The following is a 26,652-nucleotide window of genomic DNA, read 5'->3' as shown; positions in this document are numbered from 1 at the left end:
GGGCAGTCCTATGTTTTTTTAGTAAATAGGTGTCACAAATAGCGAAAACCCTTATCTTCAATAGGATGCAGAGCTTACAGTGGCGCTTATACTTGAGTAAAAAATAGCCCAAAATTGCCATAAATCCATTAACACATGTGCAACAGGAATAAAAAAGCGGTATAGTAATAATCGTTGTCTCTTGATTATATATTCACAGTTTAGGTTAAATGGATGTTATGGCAAATTACTCAGCCCAAAGAATAAAAAGTGTGGCGTTAAATAATGATAAAAGACGCTATGCGAAACAGGATTCAGAAGACGCCCCTGAGCCGATTCAGGCAGTACCCACAGTACCCACGACCCCTCGCAATATGAGCAATAAAAGGCCGTTAATTAATCCATTGTCTGAAGGCGGTGCGCCTAAAGTATCCAAGCCGCAGCCTGAGATGGATATACAATCACTTGCTGTGGCAAGCTTTAATTGGTTACAGATGTTTCACCGTACCTTTTTATCGGTTTACTTAATTGCAGACGATGCTTTAGTCGGTGCAGGAAAATTCGACTTTGCTTTTCAAATTGGCAATCAGCGCTTATATGTGCTCACCCACGAAGAAGTAGAGAAGGTTGAAAGTACCAGTGTGTCCAAATCGTTTATGGCGCAGCTAACTCAGCAAGCCGCCACTTATATTAATAAGCGCTATCAACAAATCAGCAGCCGCTTTGAGCTGCCGGTATCGGGTAATGACGGTTTGGCAAATGTGCACTATGTGGGTCTGACTGCCATTACCCTAAACCATGAAGGTAGGGACTATCAAATAGAGCACGAGTTTGGCAGCACTTTTTTTCAAGAAGACTGCGTGCTAGATTTAGATGATGAAAGCCGAGTGATGCAGCTGTTTAGTTTAAATGGCTTTTATCAGATGATAAAGCTGCTGCAGACGCCGAGTGATTTATTAAGCTTCTTTGATTATCACTTAGAACAGTTGGTGAACTTTCATGATTTTTCGGGTGAATACGCCTTAGCACAGCACTTTTTGGCAAGTCCTGCTTTTTTTAAGCGCGCCGTGGCAGTACAGCAACAACTGGTAGAAATTGGTCTACTATCAAAGGTTGAGACCCGCTTGAGTGATATGGTGGCACAGCCTGATAATGCCCAGATCCCAGCTGAGCTTGAAAAAAAGCATGCCGAATTGTCTCAAAAGCTGCAAAGCTATTCTAGCATCTTTCAAAAGCTGTTAAATGGTACGACTAAGCGCCGTCATGACGCTCAAGATACGCTACCTTTACCACAAGTTAAATTGTTGGTCGCTGAGTCTATGTATACCCGCATGAGTATCATCGAAGAGATGATGGCTTATGAGACCCGGTCACAACAAGAGTGTTTAAACGGCTACTTGTGTCATCAACACTCTTATAATGACTTTGGTCATCATTACGTCATTGTGGTTTATGGGCTTGATGCCAATGCTGAGTATTCTCGTCAGTATATTGAACAAAATCATCAAAACTTACTCATGGATATCAATGCTCAGTTACAAGATCCGGCAATGAAAGAGTATTTTATCCTAGGCTTTGACATGTCAAATCATGATGGCAAAGGCAATGTCACGGTACAGATGGATGTGTTTCATCAGTCAGGCTCAGTGATGTCTGATATTGAAAAAAGATATTATCAGCAGGCCCATGCTTAATTAGTATCAGCGGCTGTATGCTAGTAGTCTGCTTTCAAGGTAATGTATTAAATCAGTGGCAAGTCACCTAGGTGGGCTTGCCACTTTTAATCCACAATTTTTTTAATCGTTATAGGTTTGGTTGTCTATTATGTCGCAGCAATATCAAGTTTTAGCACGTAAGTATCGTCCAAAGAACTTCCACGAGTTGGTTGGGCAGTCACATGTGTCTAAAGCCTTAATTAATGCCATTGATCATAATCGGCTACACCATGCCTACTTATTTACTGGGACTCGCGGAGTGGGTAAGACCACCATCGCCCGTATTTTGTCCAAGTGTCTAAACTGTGAAACTGGGGTAACCAGTACGCCTTGTGGGGTTTGTAGCAGCTGCGTTGCTATTGATCAAGGCCGCTTTATTGACTTAATTGAGATCGACGCCGCCTCTCGCACCAAGGTAGAGGATACGCGTGAGCTTATTGATAATGTGCCTTATGCGCCTACTCAAGGTCGATATAAAGTTTATCTAATCGACGAAGTGCACATGCTCTCAACCCACAGCTTTAATGCTCTATTAAAGACATTAGAAGAGCCGCCAGCGCATGTTAAGTTTTTATTGGCCACCACAGACCCTCAAAAGCTGCCAATCACCATTATCAGTCGCTGCCTACAATTTGTACTGCGACCGTTACCGCAGCAAGCGCTTAGTGACCATATTGCTAATTTGTTGACTCAAGAAAACATTGATTTTACGCAGCCAGCGTTATGGCAGTTGGCCAATGCTGCCAAAGGCTCGGTGCGTGATGCCTTGTCTTTAACCGATCAAGCCATTGCGTTTGGTCAAGGTCGATTGACCGATGAGACGGTTAATGACATGTTGGGGCTTATTGATAGTGCAGACTTAATTAGCCTATTACTGGATATCTATCAAGGTAATGCGCCTGCGCTCTCAGCGCACATTGAGCAGATGCGGGCGCAGTTGGTCGATGCAGGCAGTATGTTTGATGGGCTGGCTGATTTATTGCATCAAATTGCTATGGTGCAGCTGCTGCCTAATGTCTCACTCAACGTCAATGACCTGCAAGCTCAGCAGATTACAGCATTGGCGGCGCAGATTGGTCCGGATGTCTTGCAGCTATATTATCAGATTGTCATTCAAGGCCGTGAGCAGATTAAGCTTGCCAATACACCCTTGCAAGCGCTTGAGATGTGCTTATTAAGATTGCTGGCCTTTAGACCGCTGGCGCTAAATGAAGTGGCGGTGGCGAGCTCAAACACACCTGCCCATAAAGCATCCTCTGACCAGCCGGCGAGTATCGAGATACAGGCACCACATAATAACGCTGACCAGGCTGAAGATTACTTAACTGAGCAGGCCTTATCCGCCACAAGCACTGAGTCTATGGCAGATACAAATATTGAGCCACAATCGCCTAATGTTAATGATGCTGATATTAATAATACAGCAAATATCGATGTTAAAACCCATCAAGACGATTATCAACTGAGCAGTACATCTGGTGCTGATATCAATCCTGCGTCATTGAATGAAACAGATTTTGCCACCCCATTAGCCTCTGAGCCAACGGCTCAAGATACTAGGCTGCAATTAGAGGAGCAAGCTGTTGATATTAAGGAAGATTCTGATTTTGATGGTGACTATCAAAATAATAGTAATTATTTATCAGCTAATACTTCCCTTGAGAGAAAAAGTGATTTAGAATTACGCCTTTCCAAATCGGCGCTCGACTCAGAGCCGCTAATCTCTGTAGACCAGGAAGATCAAGTCAAGACGAAGGACAGTTCATCAGTTACATCATTATCGTCAGCCCAGCCCACTGAAAACTCACACCCGGAAGCCGAACACGCGGCGCCGGTTGATTCAGTGATTTCAAATACTGTTGAACATCAAGATCCGCAGATCACTTTATCTGCTGAGGATCCGCGTAGTCTATTAAAATGCCCGGAGCAAACTTTAGAGGGCGAGTGGACCCCAGATAAATGGGACTATTGGTTACAAACCGCTCGTGAATCAGGTGCCTTGGCGCAGGATCAGCTGGCAATGGCCCGACAAGGGGTTATGACTGGTGAAATTAGTGGCCGTAGCGAGTTTAAAGTTGCCTTTGATACCAAAAACATGCAGAGCATTTTTCAGCATTTGGCCAATCATTTGACGCAGCAGTTTGGGGCACAAGTATCGATTGCCATCGATACCTCATTAAGCTCGGAGCAAGCTGAGCTTTTGCCACAAAGCAGACAAAAAAATCGTGAAATTCAGGCCAAAAATTATGCTCAAGAGCTCATCACTAACAGTCCCGTGATGCAGCGTCTTATCCATGACGCACAAGGGAAAATAACCAGTTTGAAGCTTTTTGAGGTCGAAAAAAACCCACAAAAAAATTATTAATTTGTTCTGAATGCATTCTGTAATAGTCTTACACAAAAAGTAAACCTAAAAAACTAAAAAAGTAGGCATTTGTCTGTAATTTCTCAACAATTGTCTACTTAAATGAGGTATACTGTCTTGCTTAAATTACATAGTTAGGTGTTAAGAATGATGTTAGACAATTTACGAGGAATGGCGGTTTTCGCCAGTGTTGTCGGCCATGGTTCATTTAGTGGAGCCGCTCGACAATTAGGTATCACTACCAGTGCAGTGAGCCAACAAATTCGCTCTCTTGAAAAAGATTTGGGCGTAGTACTGTTACACAGATCGACTCGTAAGCTTAGCTTGACTGAAGCTGGTGCAAGCTTTTATGAGTCAGCCAAAGATGTGGTAACTGCTGCAGACCAAGGGCGTATCAAAGTCAACCAATTGCGTGATGAGCTAGCAGGCAGTCTGCGTATTGCAACGACGCCAGAGTTGGGTGTTAACCACATCCTTCCCGCTCTATCGACTTGGATGTCAGCTCATGATGACTTAAGTATCTACTTCCTAGCAGATAACCATTATATCGATATGATTGATGAGCGCGCGGATATTGCTATTCGTATGAGCCCACAAATCAAAGATAGCTCGGTAGCTACTTATCCATTGGCTGAAGTTAAGCAGATGCTTGTGGCTTCTCCGCACTATCTAAGACAGCACGAAAAAATCACTAAACCAAAAGATCTGGCCAACCATCAGTTAATTAGCATTGACTTGATGAAAGATCCTAATACGCTAGATTTTAGCAGCATCGAAACCGGTAAGAAAAACCGCGTTAAGATCACCTCTAGAATTCAAACCAATAATGTGTTTTTAGCAACAACCTTGGCAAAAGAAGGCCATGGCTTAGTACGTGTGATGTCTTTAGATGTGCAAAAAGAATTGGCTTCTGGTGAGCTAGTAGAAGTCATTCCAGAATACTCACTACCTCATTTCGTTTTATATGCAGTTACTTTAGATCGCGAGCAACAACCGGCAAAAATTACCCGTTGTCTTGAGGTTTTAAAGAAGCATTTTCATGCTGCTGCCTAGTCAATAGACACAGTCAAGCTTAAAAGATAAATCTATATTATATAAAAGGTTCTTTCTTTTTAAGTCTTACGCTATAGTAATGACTTGCGATTATTTATTGTATATCGTAAGTTGTTACTAGAGCGTAATTTTTTTGTCTGTGCGTTTTGTTTTTAGAGTATGCGCTTTCGAGCATGTTGAACGATCCTAAGACGCCAGTGTCATAAAACTTATTCACTTACGTTTTAACCCTCAGTGAGGGATGATGTAACGCTTCTTTTAAGCAGGCTTAGCTTGCTCTCTTTTTTGCAAAATTGAATGTAAATATCTTATGGAAAATAGACTTATAAATCCTGTAGAGCGGGTGGATGATAGCGTAGATAATAATATTCGCCCCAGTACATTGGCAGAATATATTGGTCAGCCGGTGGTGCGTGAGCAGATGGAGGTTTTCATTGAAGCGGCTCGTAGAAGGAATGAGGCGTTAGACCATACGTTAATTTTCGGGCCTCCGGGTCTGGGTAAGACCACTTTGGCCAATATTATTGCGCGTGAAATGGGCGGAAATCTTCGCTCCACTTCAGGTCCGGTACTTGAGCGTGCCGGTGATTTAGCAGCTATGCTCACTAATTTGGAAGAAGGCGATGTGCTTTTTATTGATGAAATCCATCGCTTAAGCCCGGTGATTGAAGAGATCTTGTATCCTGCCATGGAAGACTTCCAGCTTGATATCATGATAGGTGAGGGGCCAGCAGCCCGTTCTATCAAGCTTGATTTGCCCCCCTTTACTTTGGTAGCTGCCACCACACGTGCCGGCCTATTGACCTCGCCGTTAAGAGATCGCTTCGGTATTGTACAGCGCTTAGAGTTTTATAATATTGAAGACTTGACGACTATTGTTAGCCGTTCAGCGCGTCTGATGAATGTGGTGATGACGCCTGAAGGGGCGGTGGAGGTGGCACGTCGTTCACGAGGCACACCGCGTATTGCCAACCGTTTGCTGCGCCGGGTACGTGACTATGCTCAGGTGAAATCAAATGGTGAGGTAACTGGTGAGATTGCAGACAGTGCACTCGATATGCTGGCAGTGGACAGACGCGGTTTAGATCATCTTGATCGCCGCTATATTGAAATGGTACATGCCCGCTTTGATAACGGTCCAGCAGGTGTAGAGGCCATTGCTGCGGCGATGGCTGAAGATAGAGGCACTCTAGAGGATGTGATTGAGCCTTATCTTATCCAACAAGGCTATGTTCTACGTACTGCTCGTGGCCGAGTACTGACTCAAATGGCCATTGATCAGCTCTAAGCGGCAGTCATATCCAGATATAATAAGGACAAGCTGATTAGACTTGTCCTTTTTTATGCCAGGTTACGCAGTGCGTACCGCTATTGAACAACAGTAGAATAAATAGTAGGGGTGCTAATCAGCTGTAGTATCACGTACTTGTATCTGAGTAGAGGGGCTTGGGGTTTGCATCATTTTAGATTTTTTATACTGATATTTTCCCACAGCCATAAGTCCTAAGCCGCCAATTACAATCACCAATAAGATAATCACAGGGTTTTTCCAAAAAGCGGTAGAGGATGTAGGCTCAGTAGAGTTAGAGGCAGAAGCGAAAGCCTTTTCTTCTTTTTCTTTGTCCATAAAAATAAAGTTGACAAAGGGGCGAGAGGGAGGCTGAATCGGTTCAGGCGCAATTTTTAAGCGATTGCGGCTAAGGTAAATTTCTGAGATTTTAGCCAGCTGTAGCATCCAGCGCTGATAAGGCAGGGCGATATTATCCATTGCACAAAAGGTGAGAATATCACTTTTATTAGCAGTATCCACAATAAGCGGCTCATTACTAGGCACAGTAGATGGCTGGGTTGTGCGTCCAATGACCTTGGCATAATGTGGCATCTGATCTAAGCTTAAGGTGGGGGTGGCAGCGGGTAGCTTATAACCGGTGATTGAATGCCAGTCAGGGTCAAAATCTGGTATCTGATAGGCGTAGGTGTCACAGATATGTTGTGCAGAGGCTAGGGCAGCCTGGTCACGCTTTAACCACAAAAACTGCGGCTGCTGCTTAAACCACTGATCGAGATCTGCTGCATCTAGATGAGCAAAATCTGCCAATATGGCAATTTCGCGTAGACACAATACGCTCAGCGCCGACAGTAAAGGTCGAGATTGACCGGGCTTAAGCTGAGCCTGCTCGGCTAATTTGTGACACACAGCGCGCTGGATATCACTTGAGGAAAACAAGGCTTCGCTGACATTTTGGCCGTGTTGCAAAGCGCTTTGCATCGTACGGAAATTAAAAGCATTATACTTGCGCAGCTCTTTGATTTGACTGCGGTTTAACAGTTTTTTTAGAACCGCATCCGCACCTTGTAGTTGGTTATAGGCCAATAAGGCGCTAATCACTGCTTGAATGCCTTGCTCGATAATAATTCGGGCTTGTGGCAAAGAGATCGTACCCAAATCTGCGAATATCGCATCTATAGGCAAGGTGTCTTTAACAAGAAAGTCATAAAGTGATACACGGGTTGGGACAAGTGCTGTCATGAGACCTACAAGTTTGCATAATTTGCAGTTATCATAAGGGGAATTATACTCAGTTACAAGTCCTTATATAAGATGTCAGCTTATCACAATTTTAGTTTTGTAAAGTTTTTATTCTAATAATCAGGTGACCTGTTATGCCTACTTTAAAGATGGTCGAAAAATTTATCCCAAGAATCACGGTCAACATCGCTACGCAGACTTTGGCTTTTTATAACCCAAGCTTTGATGCGGTACGTCCGCAGCGCATATTCTCTGTATCTACTGCCAAAAACGGCATCGGCAGCTTAGAGGGCACAGGATGTACCCCACTTGGTAAGCATTATGTTGCCAGCAAAATTGGCGATAAAATGCCAATCAATAGCGTGTTTGTGGGCCGCTTGCCAACTGGTGAAATTTATCATGAGCAATTGGCACAGCAGCACCCAGATAGAGACTGGATACTGAGCCGCATATTGTGGCTTAGTGGCTGTGAACAAGGGATAAATAAGGGCGACAATGAGCAAGGCTGCTGTGATACCTATCGTCGCTACATTTATATTCATGGGACGCCAGATACTGAGCCAATGGGCGTGCCTATGTCCCATGGCTGTGTACGCATGCGCAATGAGGATGTGATTTGGTTATTCGATCAGGTGCAAGAGGGTATGCCGGTAGATATTATTGCTAAATAATAATGGGTTTTGTCAGCTTATAAAAAATGCTCTTATTGCTGCTAAAGCCTAATAAGAGCATTTGTGGTTTATGCTTATGTTTATGTTTATGTTGAGTGAACTAAGCTAAGCTAGCTTCGCCAACTAGAGCTCTATAAACTACCAAAACTTAGGCGCGTCTTTGATGCTTTTAAGGCTTTGAGCGCATTGATTAGCGGCGTGTACCTCTTGCGCACTAAAGTAGCCCACAGCGAACCAAGCATTGGGGTCTTGCTGTGCCTTTTGACCATAAAAGTATTGTCCCACGATATCATCGTTATACTCTCCCAATATCTCTTGTGCAGGCTCTAGATACTTTAAAAATGCCTTGGACTTTTTGTCCTTATAAAGCGCAGCGGTAAATTCACTGACATAACGCAGGCTTTTTAAGCGCTTTCTGACGTCATGCTGAGCGTCAGTAGATAAACTGGCAAACTGATCGCTTGCTTGGCTAATCTTGGTATATAAGGCCTCTAATAGCTCAGAGGTGGCTTGCTGAGTGCTTAATTTTGCTGGGTTCTTTTTTGCGCCCTTAGTCTTACTGCCCGTCCCACTGTGCTTTATTAGGGGGCGATCTTTTTTGGCAGGACTCATGGTATATTCAATCAGTTCTAACAAGGTAATCTGAAAGTCATTAGCACGTACCGCATCAATGGGTTTAATGCGGATGGCAGCCCGTTCCTCAGACCAATCTACTGCCGGACCGCCTAGTTTTTCAAGCATAGGCTGAGTGCGGGTTTGTAGCAACTCGCGATCTCGATAATCACCCAATAAGCTAAAGGTTTGCTTAAGGATAGGTGCCCACTCAGGGTTAATTTGAGAGGAGAAGTCCTTAAAGAATCTCAAAGCGGTACGCAATCGACGGATACCCACTCTTAACTGGTGTACATGCGCGCCATCGGTACTGCCATCAGCAATAGCACTGGCATTAGGCAGAATTTGGATCATACAGTTATGCACCACAGCACGCAGAAACTGTGGCTGACTCATTTTTTTATGCACAGCTAATTGTCGTAAATCAGCTTTTGTTGCTTCAGCATGCTGCTTGCCGGCCAGCAGCAGTCCACCACGTTCAGCTTTGGTTACCGTTGATAAGCACAGGTTGTAGCGTCGGCACCACGTCTTAGCCGTTTCAAATAAAAAATGCACATCGCCTTCAATCAGCTCAAATTCAATTTCATGGATAGGCTGGCTGATTTGAGAGTCTTCTCCGTGGATCACTCTGCCTTCATCGTAAGCAAGCTCAATGGTGCTGTCGTCTTTTTTGATTAAGCGGGTCGTGCGCTGTACCTCTGTGATGTATTGGCAGGCTAAGGCATCAGCGGTGCGCCGGGTATCGGGGGAAGCTACGAGCTGAGTAATATCTAAGGTATCGTAAAGTGATAAATCAGGAGAGAGGCTATCTGTTGCCAAAGCTTCAGCGACCATTTGACTGTCTAAGACGTTATTTTGCTCACCGCGTGAGGCCATACCATCGCCATTAGACTTTAGAGTCTGCACCCAGCGATCGCCTTCTTTGCGTATTCTTAATGCCATACCATTGGCAGCCAAAACTTGATCTGGCGTGTCAAAATAATGGGCGGCGAGTAAGGAGGTGAGAGAGGATTTAACTTTGGTCTGACGCATTAGGCCGTCTAATCGATATTCTGGCACTAAAAACTTAAGCTCAATTTCTTGCATGATGTGTCCTCGAGTCTAAACTCATAGAAGCAGTTATAAAAATAGTTATATAAGTAATTATTGTGGTTAATAATTTTTGTAAGGGTAGGGCTATAAAAAAGAAGCTATTTATTCAATATCCTAGGATATGTTAGACACAATAACAAGCGGATTAACGTGACAGATTGATGACAATGTCTGTAAGCATCATCATAGCCCAAAAGAGCATAAGAATTTAGACAATGAGGGCAGTTTGCATGTACTTTAAGCGCCTAGGTTCATAAAAAAAGTCGCTCCAACCGAAGTTAGAGCGACTTTTTTTATGATGAACTAAGCGTCTTTTATAAAGAGCTTTGGTCTAAAGAGTTCTTAGAACTGGTTCATTGTGTTTTTCTCGCCGCCAGCTTTAAGTGCGTTGTCACCAGAGAAAATCTCTTTGTGATCATCCCCTAAGTCTGAACCAGCCATTGCTTGGTGCTTAACGCAAGAGATGCCTTCACGGATTTCTTTACGTTGTACGCCAGCTGCATAAGCAAGCATACCGTCTTCACCGAAGTAGCCTTTAGCAAGCTCATGCACGCTAAGCGCTGTGGTGTGGTAAGTTGGTAGCGTGATTAGGTGATGGAATACACCCGCTTCACGTGACGCATCTTTCTGGAAGTTCTTCGCAGCTTGGTCAGCAGCAGCGTCAAGCTCAGTACCATCATAATCAGCACTCATCAAGTTGTTCTTGTCGTATGCTGAGATATCTTTGCCTTCTTCTTCCCACTGAGCAATCACTTGCTTACGGAAGTTTAGCGTCCAGTTGAATGATGGGCTGTTGTTGTATACAAGCTTCGCTTTAGGCTGCTGCTCTTTAATACGGTCAACCATCATTTTGATGTGTGCAACGTCTGGCGTTGGTGTTTCGATCCATAGAAGGTCAGCACCGTTTTCAAGAGCGGTTACACAGTCAAGTACAACGCGGTCGATGTTGGTATCTTCACGGAACTGATATAGACCGTTAGCTAGACGAACTGGGCGAACTAATTTACCATCACGCTTTAATAGTACGTCGTTTTCTTTGGCATCAGCGATGTCGATTTCTTCAACGTCGATGAAGTCGATGTATTTAGAAGCAAGGTCGCCTGGCTCTTCAGATACTGGGATCTTTTGAGTAAGTGAGGCACCTTCAGAGTCGGTACGGGCAACGATAACACCATCATCAACGCCTAGCTCTAAGAATGCATAACGGATAGCGTTAAGCTTAGAGATGAAGTCTTCATGTGGTACAGTTACTTTACCGGCTTGGTGACCACATTGTTTGGCATCAGATACTTGGTTTTCGATCTGGATAGCACAAGCACCCGCTTCGATCATGGCTTTAGTAAGTAAGTAAGTCGCTTCTTCGTTACCAAAACCTGCGTCGATGTCAGCGATGATTGGCACTACGTGTGAATCAAAGTTATTGATTTTTTCTTCGATTTCAGAAGTATCTTGACCGGCTTCTTTAGCAGCGTTAAGCTCACGGAAATAATCGTTTAATACTTTCGCGTCTGCTTGACGTAAGAAGGTGTAGATTTCTTCGATTAGCGCAGGTACCGTTGTTTTTTCGTGCATTGATTGGTCAGGTAATGGACCAAGCTCTGAGCGTAGAGCCGCTACCATCCAGCCTGATAGGTAGATGTAGGTTTTAGCAGTCGTACCGAAGTATTTTTTCTTAGCATACATAGTTTGTTGTGCAACAAAACCATGCCATGCGCCTAGAGACTGAGTGTACTTAGATGTATCTGCATCATACTCTGCCATATCTTTACGCATGATAGCAGCCGTGTATTTAGCGATATCAAGACCGGTTTTGAAGCGGTTTTGAACCATCATACGAGCAGCATCAGATTCGCTGATATTCTGCCAGTTGCCATGCTTTGCTTTAATTTCACGGATATGGTCAATAGCTGATTTATAAGTTGACATCAATTGTCTCCTTGATTGAGGATGGGTTAGGCGAAATAAATACTTCTTACTACTACATGTTGAACGGTTAGATAAAGAAGTTTTATTTAACTCTCTTTAAAATATGAGGTTAAGGCTAATAAGTTAGCAGTAAACCTCGATATGCGGTTATAAAACTTTTAAATGTTTGTTTCTAAAGAAAATCTTTTTATCGTTCTTGAACGTTATTACAGATTATCTGAAGTTGTAGTGGTTAATCACTATGCCCTTAACACTTGATAATCACTATAACCACATTAGGGTAATTTATCTAGTTTATGAAGGTTATCTTGGGTATTTATTTAAATTATAGTACAATGGTAGAAACGGTTTACAGCCGATTTTGAGCTATAATAAAAGGCATTAATAAATGATTGTGCCGCTATTTTTTTATCAATTAACTTAAAAAACCTAAGTTTTGGGCCTGATTATTGCAACCTGTGCCAGTTGACCGTATTGACGTTAAAAAGCTTAAAATTTTCGCCAAAAAGCCTAAAAATCGGCAACCCAAAAGCCAAAACCATACCAATTACAGAGAGTGTTATGAACCTACAAAGAGTCGATTTAAATTTATTGGTAAATTTAGATGTGTTATTGCGTGAAAAGAATGTGACTCGCGCCGCTGAACAACTGGGCATCACGCAGCCTGCCATGAGTAATATCCTACGCCGCTTGCGCAAGCTGTTTAATGATCCACTGTTGGTACGCTCCTCTGAGGGAATGACACCGACTGAACGAGCCTTAGAATTACAGCCCAGAGTGCGTGAAATCTTGGCTGAATTGACCCAGCTTCTTGAGCCGCGTACAGAGTTTCGACCCTATAGTACCTCTCGTGTGTTTCGGATTATGACCTCAGATTATGCTGAGGCGACTTTGGTCCCTCGTCTGGTAAAAGCGCTGCGCTCAGAGGCGCCCAATGTGATTTTGGACTTTTTGACGCCCTCTGATGTCTCTTATCGTGATATGGAGCAAGGCCGTGTGGATCTGGCGATCAACCGTTTTAATGAGATACCGCAAAGCTTCCATCAGGTACTGGTTTGGCGTGATACCTTCAGTTGCTTATTATCAGCTGACAGTCCTTATGCCCAGCGTTTTAATCTAAAAAACTATCTAAAAGCACAGCACGTCTGGGTATCCAAAACAGGTATGGGGGTGGGCTTTGGGGTTAACCCCGATAAGTCAGGTGGTCTAGGCTCTATTGACCAAGCCTTGCAGCGCTTAGGTCAAAAGCGCCAAATCAGTGTCTTTACCCGTCATTATCAGATGCCAGCCATGCTCGCTGCCAATAAAGACTTGATTGCCACTTTGCCAACTCGTGTTGCACGTATGCAAGCCACCAATGACAGTATCGTATTAAAAGAGCCGCCCTTTTTTATACCTGAATTTGAACTAACGATGGCCTGGTCACCTTTATTGCAGCATCATCCTGCGCATCGCTGGTTACGCCAACTTATTATGCATGTGGCGCGTCAAGTAGTGGCCGATGAAGAGGCCAAAGAAGATGATATTCCGATGATTAGTCATTTGTTCTAAATTAGGTTTATGTTTCGGTTAGTTTGATTAACATATCCCACACAGTTATTAACATCCTCATAATGCTGTAAGTCATTGACCCTGTTATGCTATTCAATGCAGTCGGTAAGCGAGAAGCAATCGACGAGCGAAAAGCACATCAGCTGATAATGACAATCGCATAAATATAAAAAGGATAAATAACATGTCAGATATTACAACTATAAACCCAGCCACAGGCGAAGAGATTACCTCATATGACTATATGAATGAGTCGCAAGTTAATGACATTATTGATGCGTCACACGAAGCTTTTTTGAAATGGCGAGAAGTGTCTACACAAGAGCGCGCTAAGGTCATCAACTCTATTGGTGAAAAGCTCAACGAGTATAAAGAAGAGCTGGCAAAGTTAATGACACAGGAGCGAGGTAAGACCTATAAGCACAGCTTACAAGAAATTGATCTGTGTAAGAGTATTTGTGACTTTACATCTGCCCAAGGCGTAGCGGCACTGGCGGATGATGAGCGTGAGCTTGAAGGACTCAAAAAAGGTATCGTTACTTATCAGCCCATTGGTATCATCTATGGTATCCAGCCTTGGAACTATCCTGCTTATCAAGTGTTCCGCTATACCATTGCAAATTTAATGGCAGGTAATAGCATTTTATTAAAACATGCTTCGAATGTCACAGGTTCTGGATTGCTTATTGAAAAAATTATGCATGAATCTGATTTGCCTAAAGACTTATTTAGAACCTTGTTAATTAGCCATGATCAATCTGGCAAAATTATTGAAAATAAAAAAGTTCGTGGTGTCACCCTGACCGGTAGTGACAAAGCAGGTGCTGTCGTGGCTCAGCAAGCTGCAAAAGTGCTTAAGAAAACAGTGATGGAGCTCGGCTCAAACGATGCGTTTATCGTCTTAGATGATGCAGATTTAGATTTAGCAGCCACCACCTGTGCTTATGCAAGACTGTATAACAATGGTGAGACCTGTGTGGCAGCTAAGCGCTTCGTGGTAGTGGATGCTGTGTATGATAAGTTCCGTGAGCTATTGATTGAGAAGTTTAAGGGTTATAGCGTAGGCGATCCTATGCAGGATTCTACGGATGTCGGTCCAATGTCAAGCTCAAGTCAGCGTGACACACTGCAAAAGCAGATGCAAGAGAGTATCGATAAGGGTGCAAAAGTGGCTTATAGCAGCGAGCTCGATGAGAGTCTACCCAAAGAAGGTGCTTATCATCCGCTGGTAATTTTGGAGAATATCTCTGAAGATCAGCCTGCTTATAAAGATGAATTATTTGGTCCTGTGGCCTCGTTAATTCGTGCCAAAGATGAAAAAGATGCTTTTCGTATTGCCAACGACAGCCGTTATGGTCTAGGTGGCGGTGTATTCTCAAAAGATGAAGATAAAGCCATCCGTCTGGCCAGCCAATATTTTGATACAGGTATGGTCTATATCAATGGTTATAGCCTAGTACATCCAGGTCTGCCTTTTGGCGGCGTGAAAGATTCAGGCTTTGGTCGTGAGCACGGCGGCTTTGGTATGAAAGAGTTTGTTAATATCAAAGCGTTACATGTGGTGGGCAAAGCTCCCGCTTAAGTCTAAATAGACCGTCTTTTATTCTTAATGTGTCATCAGGTCCTTGGTAACTGTATTACCAAGGACTTTTTTATGGATTAAGTATTTTTATATTTAAACTTAAAAGCCAATGGCTTAGTCTGATACTATGAATTATTAATGCATCTTACAGCAATTATTTTGCTAGAATTCTAATCGCAATGACATGCCATTTTTTTTGCCTTGATTTTAAGCAAGTTTTTCTTGAGAACCCAGATAATGACACTCAACCAAAGAATATTACTAGTGGGCAAGCAAGCATTGACTCTTATCAAAAGCCACGTGTTAGTGATTTTGATATTGTTGGTGTGGCAACTGTGCGTACAGTTTGAGGTTATTCCAGATTATCTGTTGCCCTCACCCTTACAAATTGTTCAAGCCTTTATTGAGGACTTTGGGTTGTTGATGGAACATGCTAAATATACATTGGCCACAGCCATTATTGGTACCACCATTGGTCTGATTGTAAGTTTTGTACTCTCTATCTGCATGGATTTATCAAAAACCATCAGGGATTTGGTCTATCCGGTGATTTTGCTCAATCAGACCATTCCCACTATTGCCATTGCGCCTTTGCTTATTATTTGGCTTGGCTACGGCATTACCCCTAAAGTGGTGTTGGTCATTTTAGCGGTATTTTTTCCCATAACCATTGCTTTAATTGACGGCTATCAATCGGTGAGCCGTGAGCACTTAAATTTGTTTAAATCGATGCAAGCGTCAACGTATCAGCTATATCGTCATTTAAAAATTCCTTCTGCCATGGGCTCTTTTTTTACCGGCCTAAAAGTGGCGTTATCTTATGCCCTCATCTCAGCGGTGATTGCAGAATGGCTGGGTGGCTATCATGGGCTGGGTGTTTATATGACCCGAGTGCGTAAGTCGTATGATTTAGATAGCATGTTTGCGGTTATTTTTTTGATTAGTTTTCTAACCATTTTATTGATTGCACTGGTTAAATGGTTAGAAAGACGGGTTCTAAGACACAATTTTTTATAATGTTTTTTAATAAAAATGACTTTTAAAAACAATTCAAAGCTTACTGGTAAAGCTACTTAAAGAGGATTTATAGTGTCTATTTTAAGCATAAACGGTTATAAGCAAAGTCGAAGTTACTCAGTGATAGGGCTGATGTTAATGGCAATTATGGCGCTAAGTTTAATGGCCTGCCAGCCAAAAGAGACATCTACAAAGGCAGCTTCAGACACAACAGATGCGCTAACTCAAGTGGTTATCTCATTAGACTGGGTGCCCAATACCAACCATACGGGTCTGTATGTGGCACAAGACAAGGGGTATTTTAAAGAACAAGGTCTTGAGGTCCAAATTGTACAGCCGAGCGAAGACAGTGCTTCAACTTTGGTGGCCAATGACAGAGCCGATTTTGGGATTTATTTTCAGCCCAATATGGTCAGTCGTTTGGAAAAAGGTGTACCCATTACCGCAGTAGCGGCAATACTACAGCATAACCCAGCAGGTTTATTGTCTTTGAAGTCGTTGGGTGCCAAGTCTCCAAAGGACTTAAATGGTAAACGCTATTCTACTTGGGAAGACCCGATTGATGATGCCACCGTGTCGCATATTGTGGGTAACGATTTGGTAAAAATTCCTGGTGAAGCAACCGATGCCACTGTGGCACTTCGTATGAATCAGTTTGACTATATCTTGGCTTATTATGGCTGGGATGGGGTTCATGCCAAGTTAAAAGGTGTGGACACTAACTTTTTCTTCTTAAGAGATTATGAGCCTATCTTTGATTATTATGCGCCTGTGGTAATTACCAATAATAAGCTACTTAACAGCAATCCACAACTGGTTAAAAAGACGCTAGCGGCCATGAAAAAAGGCTATATTTATGCGGCTAAAAACCCAGAAGAGAGCGCCAATATCTTAATAAAATATGCGCCTGAGACTAATAAAGAGCTTGCGCTTGCCAGTCAAAAATACATCTCAAAACAGTATCTAGACGACGAGGGCGACTGGGGTAAGTTTGATTATGATCGCTGGGATAGGTTCTATGACTGGGTGTATAAACAAGGCCTTATTGATAAGCCTCTGCCACCACAGGCAGGTGTCAGTAACGACTATTTATAACTTTGGGTTTGTATGGCTTAGCGCTTAAGCTGCTGTGAGTGACGTATTATGGATAAAGTCTTGGTATTAGAAGGTATTAGCCACAGCTTTGGCGATAAGCCCATTTTTGACAATTTAACGATGTCAGTGGCTAAGAATGATGTGGTGAGTATTGTCGGTGCCAGCGGTGTGGGTAAGACCACTTTGTTTAACATCGCAGCTGGCCTATTGACCCCAAGCTTGGGCAAGGTGTTTATTAATGGGGTGGATACCACAGGGCAGGCGGGTACAGTCGGCTATATGCTACAAAAAGATTTGCTGCTGCCGTTTAAGACGGTGTTTGATAACATTGCTTTGCCTTTGACCTTGAGGGGCTATAGCAAAGACAAGATAAAGCAGATTGTGACACCGCAGTTGGCACGTTTTGGCTTAGAAGGTTTGGGAGATCAGTATCCACAGACCTTATCGGGTGGTCAGCGTCAGCGTGCAGCACTCTTGCGCACTTATTTAAGTGATAACCCAATTATGCTACTCGATGAGCCATTCTCAGCCTTAGATTTTGTGACCAAAGATGAGATGTATCACTGGTTTAGTCAGCTACAAAAACGCTTAGCGTTAACCTGTCTCATCATTACCCATGATATTGATGAGGCGATCTATTTGTCTGATCATCTGTATGTGTTAAAAGGCACGCCGGCTCAGTTAACCGAGCAATTTGCTATTCCTAAGCATGACGGGTTTTTGGACAGCCAAGAGTATTTGATGTTAAAAAAGCAGATTTTAACGGCCATTCAAACCCTCTAAGTTTTGGCGCATGACTTCAAGGTAAACACTGCTTGAGCTCATGCTCTAGGCTCACGGATGAGCCCGTACTTTGTCATACTAAGCTAAAAGGATGTAATAATGTTTGGGATTGAGAATTATTGGGGGTTTTTGGCGGCAGGCTTACTGCTTAACTTGACGCCAGGTGCGGACAGTTTATACATCATCATGCGCAGTATTTCACAGGGGTCTAAGGCCGGCGTCTTTTCAGCCTTGGGTATTACCTCAGGTATCTTGGTACATACCTTATTGGCAGCTTTGGGACTGTCTGTGCTGCTGTCACGCCACCCAATGGCATTTAATATGGTCAAATATATCGGTGCTTTATACTTGTGTTATCTGGGTATCCGATTATTATGGCCCAAAAAGCGTGCACAAGTCGCTGAGCAGTTAGCAGAGGATATACCTAGCCGAAGTAGGGACAGTGTCAATGGTTGGCAAATCTACAAGCAGGGCGTGCTCACCAATGTGTTTAATCCCAAGGTGGCGCTGTTCTTTTTGGCTTTTTTTCCGCAGTTTATCGATGCCAACTATGGGTCTGCTATGTTGTCTTTTTCACTATTGGGGCTAAGCTTTGCTGCCACAAGTTTAGCTTGGTGTATCAGCTTAGCACTGTTGGCCGCAAGATTTAGTGAGCAGTTGCGCCAAAACCCCCGTATCGAAACCGTACTCAATAAGATAAGTGGGGTGGTTTTTATTGGTTTGGGTATCCGACTGATGGGTGCCAAACTTTAAACGCACTGCTTTAACATAACAAGTTTTATATAGGCAGACATAACAAAGCCCAAATCTATAGATTTGGGCTTTGTTGTTATATTGAAGCGGCAAGTTAGCTGTCTAGCCAAAGCTTTAAGGGCAGTTCAGGCAAATAAGCGGTTGCTGCTGTTTGCTCATTGATGGCCTTAATGTCTAACACCCCATGGGCAATCAGTAATATGGTCCAAGGCAAGACTTGATGCTCAAGCTTTTGTACGCGGGCTTGTAGCGCTTGAGCTGACTCACTGTGATCCACAGCCAGCATGGCTTGAGTCAATACTTGACCCGCATCCAATTCAGCCGTTACCACATGAACGCTGCATCCATGATGGACATCGCTTGATTGTAAGACCCGCTGATGGGTATCTAAACCCTTATACTTAGGTAGTAAAGAGGGGTGTAGATTAATCATAGGAGCAGGCGAGCTACTAATGAAGTCATCGCTTAACACACGCATAAAGCCTGCCAGTACCACTAAGTCTGGTTGCCAATCGTTAAGCTGGGCGCTGGCATGACGCTCAAAAGTTTTAATACCCATGCGCTTGCCGGCATTCTCACCTTCAGTAATGTGTGAGAATACCGCTGTGGCGATCCCCGCTTGCTGTGCACGGGTCACCGCATAAGCGTCTTTGACATTACTAATGACACCGACAATCTCGATGGGCAAACTACCGGCCTGCATGGCATCAATCAGGACTTGCAGATTGCTGCCACTGCCTGAGACTAAGACGGCGACTTTTAAGGGGTTGGTAGATACAGTAGATACCGACATATTAGGCGTAAACCACAGCGTCATCTGTACGCTCGATGATGTCACCAAAGATAAAGGCTTTCTCGCCAGCGTCATTTAAAATATCAACGGCTTGATTGGCCACATCTGCAGGTACGACGACCACGAAGCCTACGCCGCAGTTAAAGGTGCGGTACATCTCAGATTGCTCGATATTGCCATGTTGTTGTAGCCAGTTAAATAGCTCAGGCATCTGCCAGCTTTGAGTATCGATTTTTGCGGCTAATGCCTCTGGCAGTACGCGAGGCAAGTTCTCTGTAAAGCCGCCACCAGTGATATGTGACATCGCATGTAGTTTACTATTACCCAGTGCTTTTTGTAGTGCTTGGATAGATTTTACATAGATTTTGGTAGGTGCCATCAGAGCGTCAGCCAGTGGCTTACCGTCTAAAGTCTCATCGGTGTTTTCGATATCCACACCGCTGACTTCAATGACTTTACGAATGAGTGAGTAGCCATTTGAGTGCGCACCGCTTGAAGCAATACCAATCATCACATCGCCCGCTGCTACGTTATCTCCTGTGATTACCTCAGACTCTTCTACCACGCCAACACAAAAACCGGCCAAGTCGTAATCTTCGTCTTGATACATGCCTGGCATTTCAGCCGTCTCGCCACCGATGAGTGCACAGTTTGACTGTTTGCAGCCTTCACCAATACCGCCTACCACAGACGCGGCAGTGTCCACGTCAAGCTTACCTGTGGCATAGTAGTCTAAGAAGAATAAAGGCTCAGCACCGCATACCAATAGGTCATTAACACACATGGCCACCAAGTCGATACCTATGGTGTCATGACGATTTAATTGCAGGGCAAGCTTAAGCTTGGTGCCCACACCATCTGTGCCTGACACCAATAAAGGTGACTTATAGCCTGTAGGGATACGGCACAGTGCGCCAAAACCACCCAAACCGCCGACAACTTCTGGGCGAGTGGTTGACTTGGCAACAGATTTAATGCGTTGTACAAGGGCATCACCTGCATCAATATCTACACCAGCGTCTTTGTAGCTCAGTGAAGTGGGCTTATCTTGAGTGGATGAGTTAGCAGATGCATTAGAATTTGGATGGCTCATGGTAGCAGCAGACCTTAATAAGCGAATGTATGAATAAAAAAATATGAAGGTAGGATAACCAGTTTAACCAATCTGCTCAGCGCATTTTGACAAATACCAATTACCTGGTGGCATTATACGCAAAAACGCAAGGCTGGCAAAATTTAACAGCCCCTAATTGTGATTAAAAACAAAAAATGACCAAAATCTAGTTAATCATTACTCGCTTTAAGATTAATATACAGTTAATTTAACATTGTATCTGGGCCATAGAGTCAAGTTTATCGTGAATAGTTGCGGCAGGTAGGGGGTGATTATACTTTTGCACGTGTTATGCGTTAACCAGTTGGTTATCCCTAGGCTGCCCCTTGATTAAGAGAAGAAAAATTATGCAGGTTGCAAGAGTAGATCCGTTTTTTAGGCGATTATTTATAGTCGTGGCAATGGTTATTGGTTTGGGGTTATTGTATTTGCTCATTCCGGTAATTGTGCCGTTTTTATGTGCGTTTATTCTTGCTTATTTGTTTAACCCTGTCGTGACACGTATGGCGCGCTTTATGCCACGCTGGCTGGCGATTATTTTCGTGTATACAGCGATTATTATGGGTCTTGGTGCGTTGTTATGGTGGTTGCTGCCGACTTTGTGGGAACAGCTTCAGTCTGCTTGGGAGTATTTACCACGTGTTGTGGAGTGGTATAACAGTGATATTCGAGTGTGGGTGAATAACAACAGTCAATTTCATTTGCCGCCGTTAGAGAGTCATATTGTCTCTGAGACGGCGCTTGATTACCTAAATAAGAACTATAATGTGGCGGATGCGCAGTCCTTTTTTATGCAGGTGTTAAATTCAAGTCTGGCAGTGATTAATAGCACCGGTTTGGTGGTCTTAGTGCCTATTTTGACCTTTTATTTCTTATTTAACTGGAATCAGCGCTTACAGACTTGGAAAAAAGCCTTACCAAAAGCCAGTGCCCCTAAAATTATTGAAATCGTGCATGATTGTGATAATGCGTTAATGGCCTTTATTAAGGGTCAACTACTGGTTATGATTTTGCTGGGTGTGGTCTATGCTGTACAGCTGCAGCTGATAGGACTGGATTTGGGTCTGATTATCGGTATGGTGGCTGGTATCGCAAGCTTTGTGCCTTATTTAGGTTTTGGGCTTGGCTTTATCGCCGCTATCATCGCCGGCTTATTCCAGTTTGGGATGGATTGGGTGCATCTTGGCCTAATTGCGGGCGCCTTTATGGTGGGGCAAGCGGTAGAGGGTTATGTATTACAGCCGCTGCTGTTAGGTGATAAAATTGGCCTGTCACCGCTTTGGGTGATTTTTGCGGTATTGGCAGGTGCAAGTTTAATGGGCTTTGTGGGTATGCTGATTGCATTGCCAGTCTCTGCCATCTTAAATGTGTTATTCCATCATGGTTATGAGGCGTATAAACAGACTGATTTTTACAAAGGTCGTAAACAGTATAAGCTGTTTAAATAAGTCCATTTAGAGCACTCAAGCTCACTTAACAAGCTGTTTTTTATCCCAAGCCGCTGTGTGTATCAGCGGTTTGTTACGCTTCACTGGCTTATTGGCAACTAATGCCATATTATTGTTAAGAAAATTGTGGTATAAATAAGCGTTATAAAGTGATATCGAGCCGAGATACTAGCCTGATGACAAATCAATTAAGTTTAAATCTAGAAGTAAGGAAAGATGCTAGCCTAAGTGATTTTGCTGGCCCGGGTTGGTCGACTTTAATAGATGCTGTGCGTCAGATGCATGTGGGTTTGATCGGGCAGATGTATATCTTTGGCAGTGCTGCTACTGGTAAAACCCATTTATTGTCGGCCATTTGTGAGTCTTATATGGAGATGGATAAGTCGGCAATCTGTCTGTCTTTAAAAGAGCTGCTACATACTGATGTGGCGGTATTAGCTTCGTTAGAGAGCTTTGATTTGGTTGCCATTGATGATTTGGAGGCAATTAAAGACAGCCGTGAGTGGCAAGAGGCCATCTTTCACTTGATTAATCGTAGTCGAGAGGGACGTGGTCAGCTTATTTTTGCGGCCAAAACCCCCGCGACCGAGCTGCCTTTTGAGTTGCCTGATTTATTGACCCGTCTCATTCAGTCTCCGGCCTTTAGAGTGCCTGAAGGTCACGATATAGCAGATAGGAAGGCCATGCTTGAGTCAATTATGCGCAGGCGGGGCTGGCAGTTTGATTCACGTATTACAGAGCATTTATTAGAAGAGGGACCACACCGTATCGGTGGTATGCTCGATGTGCTCAACGTAATTCAACCGCTATTTTCTAATCTAAACCGTGCTTATGTCTCAAAATCTGTGATTAGCCAAGCGATTACTATGATTGATGAGCATACCTTAATGGCTGAGCTTGAGGATATTCATCAAGAAGCACAAGAAGACTTTTTATCTAAGTCTGAAGAAAACAGCGCTTACCGCGACAATATGACTTTTAATTTTTAAGCCTAGACTGGTTATTGACAGCTTAGTACAATAAAAGCTTTCATAATGGCTAAGCTGCCGTTAAAATCATCCATTAAAGCCAAGGCGTAACATTGCCCTGTATCCGTCTTGACTCTCTTATTGCCTCTATTATTAAATTATAAACTTTAAGGCCTTTTTATGAATGACTGTCGAAGTAATGCTTTTGTTAAACCGCTAGTTGCACTGGCTGCTTTAGGTATAGGGTCAATGACATTGGCTCATGCTGATGTGACTTTAAAAGTGGACGATAATATTAAGGTAGCCGTATTAAACGGTCAGCAGTACAATACGAGCATATTTCAGCCACTACAGCAGACCTTTGTGTTGCAGCCAGGTAAGCATGTCATTACTGCTAAATACGAACGTCTGTATGATAACTTGCGCGGTGATGATCATGATTACTTACGCTCGGCTAATATAACAGTAACCGCTGATTTGCAAGACAATCAGACCTATCGTTTGGCCATGCCAGGTCAGCCAGAAGAATATGAAGAGGCCAAAAAATACGCTAAAGCGCCTACATTAGCGGTTATGAAAGGCTCAACTGTCTTGGCTGAGTCGAAAGCTCAAGTACAACAAAATGGACTGTTTTCAGGTTTAAGCAGTATTTTTGGTGGTGGTGATTCAGCGCAGGTTGAAAACCAAAAAGCCATTGCTGCTGTTAACAGCTCATCTACCACTCAAGCCAGTTCAAACTCGGCAGCTATCGCGCCTATAAGCACGCCCGTTAGCAGCAGTCAGCAAAATACTGATACGCTAGATAACTTTATGCAGCTGTGGTTACAAGCGACACCAAGTGAGCGTGAAAAAATCCGTCAGTGGATTGAAAAATAATCAAATCACTAAGTAGAGGCGGTATTGAGCATGAAGAGCTTGGCTTAATAAACAGCTAAAAATTGGTTTGATTACGGAGTAAGATTACCCGTCAGTGCGCTGGCGGGTTTTTTTATCGTCTAGCTGTCGCAATCTCCTCGGTTCAGCGAGGGGAGGAGGTCAAGACTAAAGATTAGCAGAAGCGGCTTATTGCAATTATGGGATATCGATATTGGCTTTACAATCTAGCATAGTCTTAGCGGGTTTGTTTTGCTACTATAAACACAGTAGTCCAGTGGCACAGCCCGCTGCGGCGCAGAAGCAAACCAACCAACAATAAATAAGGATTTAGATTATGGCACATTTACGTCTAGGCGATGATGCACCAAATTTCAATGCACCCACTACTGATGGTGATATTAACTTTTATGATTGGGCAGGTGATAACTGGGTGGTTTTCTTCTCCCATCCTGCTGACTTTACGCCAGTATGCACCACTGAATTAGGCCGTGCTGCTGCGTTAAATGGTGAGTTTCAAAAGCGTGGTGTTAAGCCTATCTGTATCTCTGTAGACAATGTAGAAGATCATAAAGCGTGGGCCAGTGACATCGGTGAGACTCAAGGCACCGCATTGAACTTCCCAATTATTGGCGATGAAGATAAAAAAGTTGCTGAGCTATACGACATGATTCATCCAAATGCAGCAACCACTCACACAGTACGTAGTGTGTTTATTATTGATCCCAAAAAGAAAGTACGTCTTGTATTAACTTATCCTGCCAGTGTGGGCCGTAACTTTGATGAGATTTTACGTGCCATTGACGCGCTACAGTTAACCGATGCGTATAATGTGGCCACGCCTGTAGACTGGAAAGATGGCGATGACGTTATCATCCCACCAAGCATTAGAACCCAAGATATCTCAGAAAAAGACTATCCAAAAGGCTTTATTGAAATTAAGCCTTACTTACGTACGACGCCACAGCCAAACAAATAAGCAGTTCGTCTATGGTGCTAAAAAGAGCCTCTGAGCGTGAATAGAAGCACTTAAACGTCGGTACAAGTATGTAACAAGTTTTGTAGCCCTCATGACGTTAAGCCGTGGGGGCTTTTTTTTAGCCGAATTTTTAGTAAATAAATCCAGCAGCATAATAAATATGGTGATGGTGTTTTGGCTATAATTTGGTATGATTAACAAAGATTTAGTCACCTTAGCTAAGCAGTAACCCCACTCAAAAGGAGTTTGAGATGAAAAAATTATATTTAACCCGTAAAGCGCCAAATCCACGCAAAGTGGTACTTTTATTACAAGCCAAAGGCATTGATATCGATGACATTGATGATATCGAAGTAATTGATATTGATATGGCCAAAGGCGAGCATCTGACTGAAGAGTTTGCCAAGATAAACCCGCTTAAACTGCTACCGGTACTGGTACTAGAAGATGGCACTGTGCTAAATGATTCGCAGGCCATTTGTGAGTATATGGATAGGGTATACGGTGAGCGTTCAGTGATGGGTAATGACGTGGTGCAGCGGGCGCAAGTATGTTCAATTCGCCGAGCTGCTGAATTTGAAGTGCTATATAACTTCATGTTGGCTTTTCAGCACAGTCATCCCTCAAAAGCACATCGAGTCGATCAAGTTCCTGAGTTCGCTGCTAAGTCTATTGCGCGCGCAGAAAAAAGCTTGCCTTATTTTGACAATATCTTAACCGAGCATGATTATCTGGTGGGCAACCAGCTAAGTTATGCAGATATTGTGTTATATATAGGATTAGACTTTGGCCGATTGTTAAAGTTCGATCCCACCGCTCATGGTGATGGCATTGCCCGTTTTTACAAAAATATGAATGAGCGCTTTGGGCTAAAAAAATAATTGGTTCAAGGGTCGCGATATCCAAGGGATAGACTATGTTAAAAACACCAGCGCTAAGCTTGGGGTTACTGAGCAGTACGTTACTTTTAACCAGCTGTCAAGGCACGCTTCTTTCTGGTCAAGATAGCAAGGACACAGCAGTTGTGATGCCAGATACCACAGCAGTCGCTACCCTCAAGCACACCGATCTGTCTTATTATCATTGGCAGCTAATTAGTGTGAAAGATGGCAGCGGTTATCCTGTTACTGTGCTTGATGATATTAAACAACAGGTCGCCTTGGACTTTGGTCAGTCACCAGGCGATAGCTGGGTTAGTTTTGGCGTTGGTTGTAACCGCATGGGCGGCAGCTACTCGCTCAATAGCAATGTGCTGGTGGTCACAACGGTTGCAAGCACTGAGATGATGTGTGAGCCCAAGATTAATGATGCTGAGCGGTTACTGGCACAGCTCATGCAGGGTAGCAGTCAGTTGAGTTATAAAAAAGATGCTGCGCCATTATTGACTCAGACCACAGCCAATGGCCACAGCTTAGTATGGCAAGGTGCTCAAACGGCAGAAGCGCGCTATAAACAACACCCTGATATTGTATTTTGGCGTGTGGATCACCATAAGCCGCCCTGTCCTGATGGCAGCACCAAAACTTGCTTAAAAGTACGTCCAGTTATCTACGATGATAAAGGTATCAAGACCGGGGAGGGGCCATGGTCGCTATTTGTGGGTGATATCGAGGGCTATACCCATGACAGCACCGTAAACACAGTGCTGCGTCTCAAGCGCTTTGTGGTGGATCCTGTCGATGTTAAGGGCAAACAGTTTGTTTATGTGTTAGATGCCGTGGTGGAGAGCGCCATTGCTGATACGCCTTAAATG

Annotated in this window: 22 protein-coding genes; 17 read left to right on the top strand and 5 right to left on the bottom strand. The window is 43.5% G+C overall.

The genetic code is table 11. The features are described from left to right. Nucleotides 1–218 precede the first annotated feature (218 nt). The 4 genes from MN210_RS07660 to ruvB all read left to right on the top strand — a co-directional run bounded on the left by MN210_RS07660 (nt 219) and on the right by ruvB (nt 6,400). A complete protein-coding gene (locus tag MN210_RS07660) occupies nt 219–1,673 on the top strand; it encodes a hypothetical protein (protein ID WP_338411976.1) in 1,455 nt (484 codons plus the stop codon). 130 nt (nt 1,674–1,803) lie between these two features. Then, a complete protein-coding gene (gene dnaX / locus MN210_RS07655; protein ID WP_338411975.1) occupies nt 1,804–4,059 on the top strand; it encodes a DNA polymerase III subunit gamma/tau in 2,256 nt (751 codons plus the stop codon). Between the two features lie 150 nt (nt 4,060–4,209). Next, the gene (locus tag MN210_RS07650; protein ID WP_041773683.1) at nt 4,210–5,112 is read left to right on the top strand and encodes a LysR family transcriptional regulator; all 903 of its coding nucleotides are present in this window, start codon (nt 4,210–4,212) and stop codon (nt 5,110–5,112) included. A gap of 310 nt (nt 5,113–5,422) precedes the next feature. Next, nucleotides 5,423–6,400 (top strand): Holliday junction branch migration DNA helicase RuvB, encoded by a 978-nt coding sequence (gene ruvB, locus MN210_RS07645; RefSeq protein WP_011960693.1) that lies wholly within the window; start codon nt 5,423–5,425, stop codon nt 6,398–6,400. 114 nt (nt 6,401–6,514) lie between these two features. On the opposite strand, the gene MN210_RS07640 is transcribed toward ruvB, so the two are convergent. Further along, the gene (locus MN210_RS07640) at nt 6,515–7,642 is read right to left on the bottom strand and encodes a hypothetical protein (protein WP_338411974.1); all 1,128 of its coding nucleotides are present in this window, start codon (nt 7,640–7,642) and stop codon (nt 6,515–6,517) included. Between the two features lie 134 nt (nt 7,643–7,776). Here MN210_RS07640 and MN210_RS07635 point away from each other — a divergent pair, with 134 nt between their 5' ends. Continuing rightward, nucleotides 7,777–8,313 carry a L,D-transpeptidase gene (locus MN210_RS07635; protein ID WP_241878087.1) on the top strand — a complete coding sequence of 179 codons (537 nt, stop codon included), beginning with the start codon at nt 7,777–7,779 and terminating at the stop codon, nt 8,311–8,313. A 138-nt stretch (nt 8,314–8,451) separates the two neighbouring features. Here the strand turns inward: MN210_RS07635 and MN210_RS07630 are convergent, their stop codons facing one another. Continuing rightward, nucleotides 8,452–10,011, bottom strand: coding sequence for a CYTH and CHAD domain-containing protein (locus tag MN210_RS07630; protein ID WP_338411973.1), 1,560 nt, complete (start codon nt 10,009–10,011; stop codon nt 8,452–8,454). A gap of 348 nt (nt 10,012–10,359) precedes the next feature. Next, a complete protein-coding gene (locus MN210_RS07625) occupies nt 10,360–11,943 on the bottom strand; it encodes an isocitrate lyase (protein ID WP_011960689.1) in 1,584 nt (527 codons plus the stop codon). Between the two features lie 561 nt (nt 11,944–12,504). Between MN210_RS07625 and MN210_RS07620 the strand changes: the two genes are divergently transcribed. The 6 genes from MN210_RS07620 to MN210_RS07595 all read left to right on the top strand — a co-directional run bounded on the left by MN210_RS07620 (nt 12,505) and on the right by MN210_RS07595 (nt 18,724). Next, a complete protein-coding gene (locus MN210_RS07620) occupies nt 12,505–13,494 on the top strand; it encodes a LysR family transcriptional regulator (RefSeq protein ID WP_241878082.1) in 990 nt (329 codons plus the stop codon). Nucleotides 13,495–13,678: 184 nt separating this feature from the next. Further along, the gene (locus tag MN210_RS07615) at nt 13,679–15,076 is read left to right on the top strand and encodes an aldehyde dehydrogenase family protein (RefSeq protein ID WP_011960687.1); all 1,398 of its coding nucleotides are present in this window, start codon (nt 13,679–13,681) and stop codon (nt 15,074–15,076) included. A gap of 237 nt (nt 15,077–15,313) precedes the next feature. Next, the gene (locus tag MN210_RS07610; protein ID WP_338411972.1) at nt 15,314–16,093 is read left to right on the top strand and encodes an ABC transporter permease; all 780 of its coding nucleotides are present in this window, start codon (nt 15,314–15,316) and stop codon (nt 16,091–16,093) included. 138 nt (nt 16,094–16,231) lie between these two features. Beyond that, nucleotides 16,232–17,188, top strand: a complete 957-nt coding sequence (locus MN210_RS07605) for an ABC transporter substrate-binding protein (protein WP_011960685.1) — start codon at nt 16,232–16,234, stop codon at nt 17,186–17,188. A gap of 48 nt (nt 17,189–17,236) precedes the next feature. Beyond that, complete coding sequence (locus MN210_RS07600; protein WP_241878080.1) at nt 17,237–17,971, top strand: ABC transporter ATP-binding protein; 735 nt, start codon at nt 17,237–17,239, stop codon at nt 17,969–17,971. Nucleotides 17,972–18,070: 99 nt separating this feature from the next. Then, nucleotides 18,071–18,724, top strand: coding sequence for a LysE family translocator (locus tag MN210_RS07595; protein ID WP_011960683.1), 654 nt, complete (start codon nt 18,071–18,073; stop codon nt 18,722–18,724). 94 nt (nt 18,725–18,818) lie between these two features. Here the strand turns inward: MN210_RS07595 and purN are convergent, their stop codons facing one another. Further along, nucleotides 18,819–19,517 (bottom strand): phosphoribosylglycinamide formyltransferase, encoded by a 699-nt coding sequence (purN, locus tag MN210_RS07590; RefSeq protein ID WP_110817340.1) that lies wholly within the window; start codon nt 19,515–19,517, stop codon nt 18,819–18,821. A gap of 1 nt (nt 19,518) precedes the next feature. Continuing rightward, entirely contained in the window at nt 19,519–20,610 is a 1,092-nt protein-coding gene (purM, locus tag MN210_RS07585; RefSeq protein ID WP_110816660.1) for a phosphoribosylformylglycinamidine cyclo-ligase, read from the bottom strand. 368 nt (nt 20,611–20,978) lie between these two features. On the opposite strand from purM, the gene MN210_RS07580 reads away from it, so the two are divergent. The 6 genes from MN210_RS07580 to MN210_RS07555 all read left to right on the top strand — a co-directional run bounded on the left by MN210_RS07580 (nt 20,979) and on the right by MN210_RS07555 (nt 26,649). Further along, a complete protein-coding gene (locus MN210_RS07580) occupies nt 20,979–22,079 on the top strand; it encodes an AI-2E family transporter (protein ID WP_338411971.1) in 1,101 nt (366 codons plus the stop codon). Nucleotides 22,080–22,255: 176 nt separating this feature from the next. Continuing rightward, on the top strand, nt 22,256–23,068 hold the full coding sequence (gene hda, locus MN210_RS07575; protein WP_011960679.1) for a DnaA regulatory inactivator Hda: 813 nt from the start codon (nt 22,256–22,258) through the stop codon (nt 23,066–23,068). A 159-nt stretch (nt 23,069–23,227) separates the two neighbouring features. After that, on the top strand, nt 23,228–23,923 hold the full coding sequence (locus MN210_RS07570) for a DUF2057 family protein (protein WP_041773329.1): 696 nt from the start codon (nt 23,228–23,230) through the stop codon (nt 23,921–23,923). A gap of 334 nt (nt 23,924–24,257) precedes the next feature. Continuing rightward, nucleotides 24,258–24,899, top strand: coding sequence for a peroxiredoxin (locus MN210_RS07565; RefSeq protein WP_338411970.1), 642 nt, complete (start codon nt 24,258–24,260; stop codon nt 24,897–24,899). Between the two features lie 251 nt (nt 24,900–25,150). Beyond that, nucleotides 25,151–25,780, top strand: coding sequence for a glutathione S-transferase family protein (locus MN210_RS07560; RefSeq protein WP_110816657.1), 630 nt, complete (start codon nt 25,151–25,153; stop codon nt 25,778–25,780). 35 nt (nt 25,781–25,815) lie between these two features. Further along, nucleotides 25,816–26,649 (top strand): META domain-containing protein, encoded by an 834-nt coding sequence (locus tag MN210_RS07555; RefSeq protein WP_241878073.1) that lies wholly within the window; start codon nt 25,816–25,818, stop codon nt 26,647–26,649. Nucleotides 26,650–26,652: the final 3 nt, after the last annotated feature.

Origin of the sequence: Psychrobacter raelei, from assembly GCF_022631235.3 — a bacterium.
Lineage (GTDB): Bacteria > Pseudomonadota > Gammaproteobacteria > Pseudomonadales > Moraxellaceae > Psychrobacter > Psychrobacter raelei.
The sequence above is the reverse complement of the archived record's forward strand: the minus strand, read 5'-3'. Positions and strand labels throughout refer to the sequence as shown.

Bases quoted from the DNA above. Each gene is read 5' to 3' on its own strand.
- purN (WP_110817340.1), bottom strand. From the start codon at position 19,517: ATGTCGGTATCTACTGTATCTACCAACCCCTTAAAAGTCGCCGTCTTA.
- MN210_RS07650 (WP_041773683.1), top strand. From the start codon at position 4,210: ATGTTAGACAATTTACGAGGAATGGCGGTTTTCGCCAGTGTTGTCGGC.
- MN210_RS07595 (WP_011960683.1), top strand. From the start codon at position 18,071: ATGTTTGGGATTGAGAATTATTGGGGGTTTTTGGCGGCAGGCTTACTG.
- MN210_RS07570 (WP_041773329.1), top strand. From the start codon at position 23,228: ATGAATGACTGTCGAAGTAATGCTTTTGTTAAACCGCTAGTTGCACTG.
- MN210_RS07560 (WP_110816657.1), top strand. From the start codon at position 25,151: ATGAAAAAATTATATTTAACCCGTAAAGCGCCAAATCCACGCAAAGTG.
- MN210_RS07580 (WP_338411971.1), top strand. From the start codon at position 20,979: ATGCAGGTTGCAAGAGTAGATCCGTTTTTTAGGCGATTATTTATAGTC.
- MN210_RS07640 (WP_338411974.1), bottom strand. From the start codon at position 7,642: ATGACAGCACTTGTCCCAACCCGTGTATCACTTTATGACTTTCTTGTT.
- MN210_RS07635 (WP_241878087.1), top strand. From the start codon at position 7,777: ATGCCTACTTTAAAGATGGTCGAAAAATTTATCCCAAGAATCACGGTC.
- MN210_RS07605 (WP_011960685.1), top strand. From the start codon at position 16,232: ATGGCAATTATGGCGCTAAGTTTAATGGCCTGCCAGCCAAAAGAGACA.
- MN210_RS07555 (WP_241878073.1), top strand. From the start codon at position 25,816: ATGTTAAAAACACCAGCGCTAAGCTTGGGGTTACTGAGCAGTACGTTA.
- hda (WP_011960679.1), top strand. From the start codon at position 22,256: ATGACAAATCAATTAAGTTTAAATCTAGAAGTAAGGAAAGATGCTAGC.
- ruvB (WP_011960693.1), top strand. From the start codon at position 5,423: ATGGAAAATAGACTTATAAATCCTGTAGAGCGGGTGGATGATAGCGTA.
- purM (WP_110816660.1), bottom strand. From the start codon at position 20,610: ATGAGCCATCCAAATTCTAATGCATCTGCTAACTCATCCACTCAAGAT.
- MN210_RS07625 (WP_011960689.1), bottom strand. From the start codon at position 11,943: ATGTCAACTTATAAATCAGCTATTGACCATATCCGTGAAATTAAAGCA.
- MN210_RS07565 (WP_338411970.1), top strand. From the start codon at position 24,258: ATGGCACATTTACGTCTAGGCGATGATGCACCAAATTTCAATGCACCC.
- MN210_RS07620 (WP_241878082.1), top strand. From the start codon at position 12,505: ATGAACCTACAAAGAGTCGATTTAAATTTATTGGTAAATTTAGATGTG.
- MN210_RS07600 (WP_241878080.1), top strand. From the start codon at position 17,237: ATGGATAAAGTCTTGGTATTAGAAGGTATTAGCCACAGCTTTGGCGAT.
- MN210_RS07630 (WP_338411973.1), bottom strand. From the start codon at position 10,011: ATGCAAGAAATTGAGCTTAAGTTTTTAGTGCCAGAATATCGATTAGAC.
- dnaX (WP_338411975.1), top strand. From the start codon at position 1,804: ATGTCGCAGCAATATCAAGTTTTAGCACGTAAGTATCGTCCAAAGAAC.
- MN210_RS07615 (WP_011960687.1), top strand. From the start codon at position 13,679: ATGTCAGATATTACAACTATAAACCCAGCCACAGGCGAAGAGATTACC.
- MN210_RS07660 (WP_338411976.1), top strand. From the start codon at position 219: ATGGCAAATTACTCAGCCCAAAGAATAAAAAGTGTGGCGTTAAATAAT.
- MN210_RS07610 (WP_338411972.1), top strand. From the start codon at position 15,314: ATGACACTCAACCAAAGAATATTACTAGTGGGCAAGCAAGCATTGACT.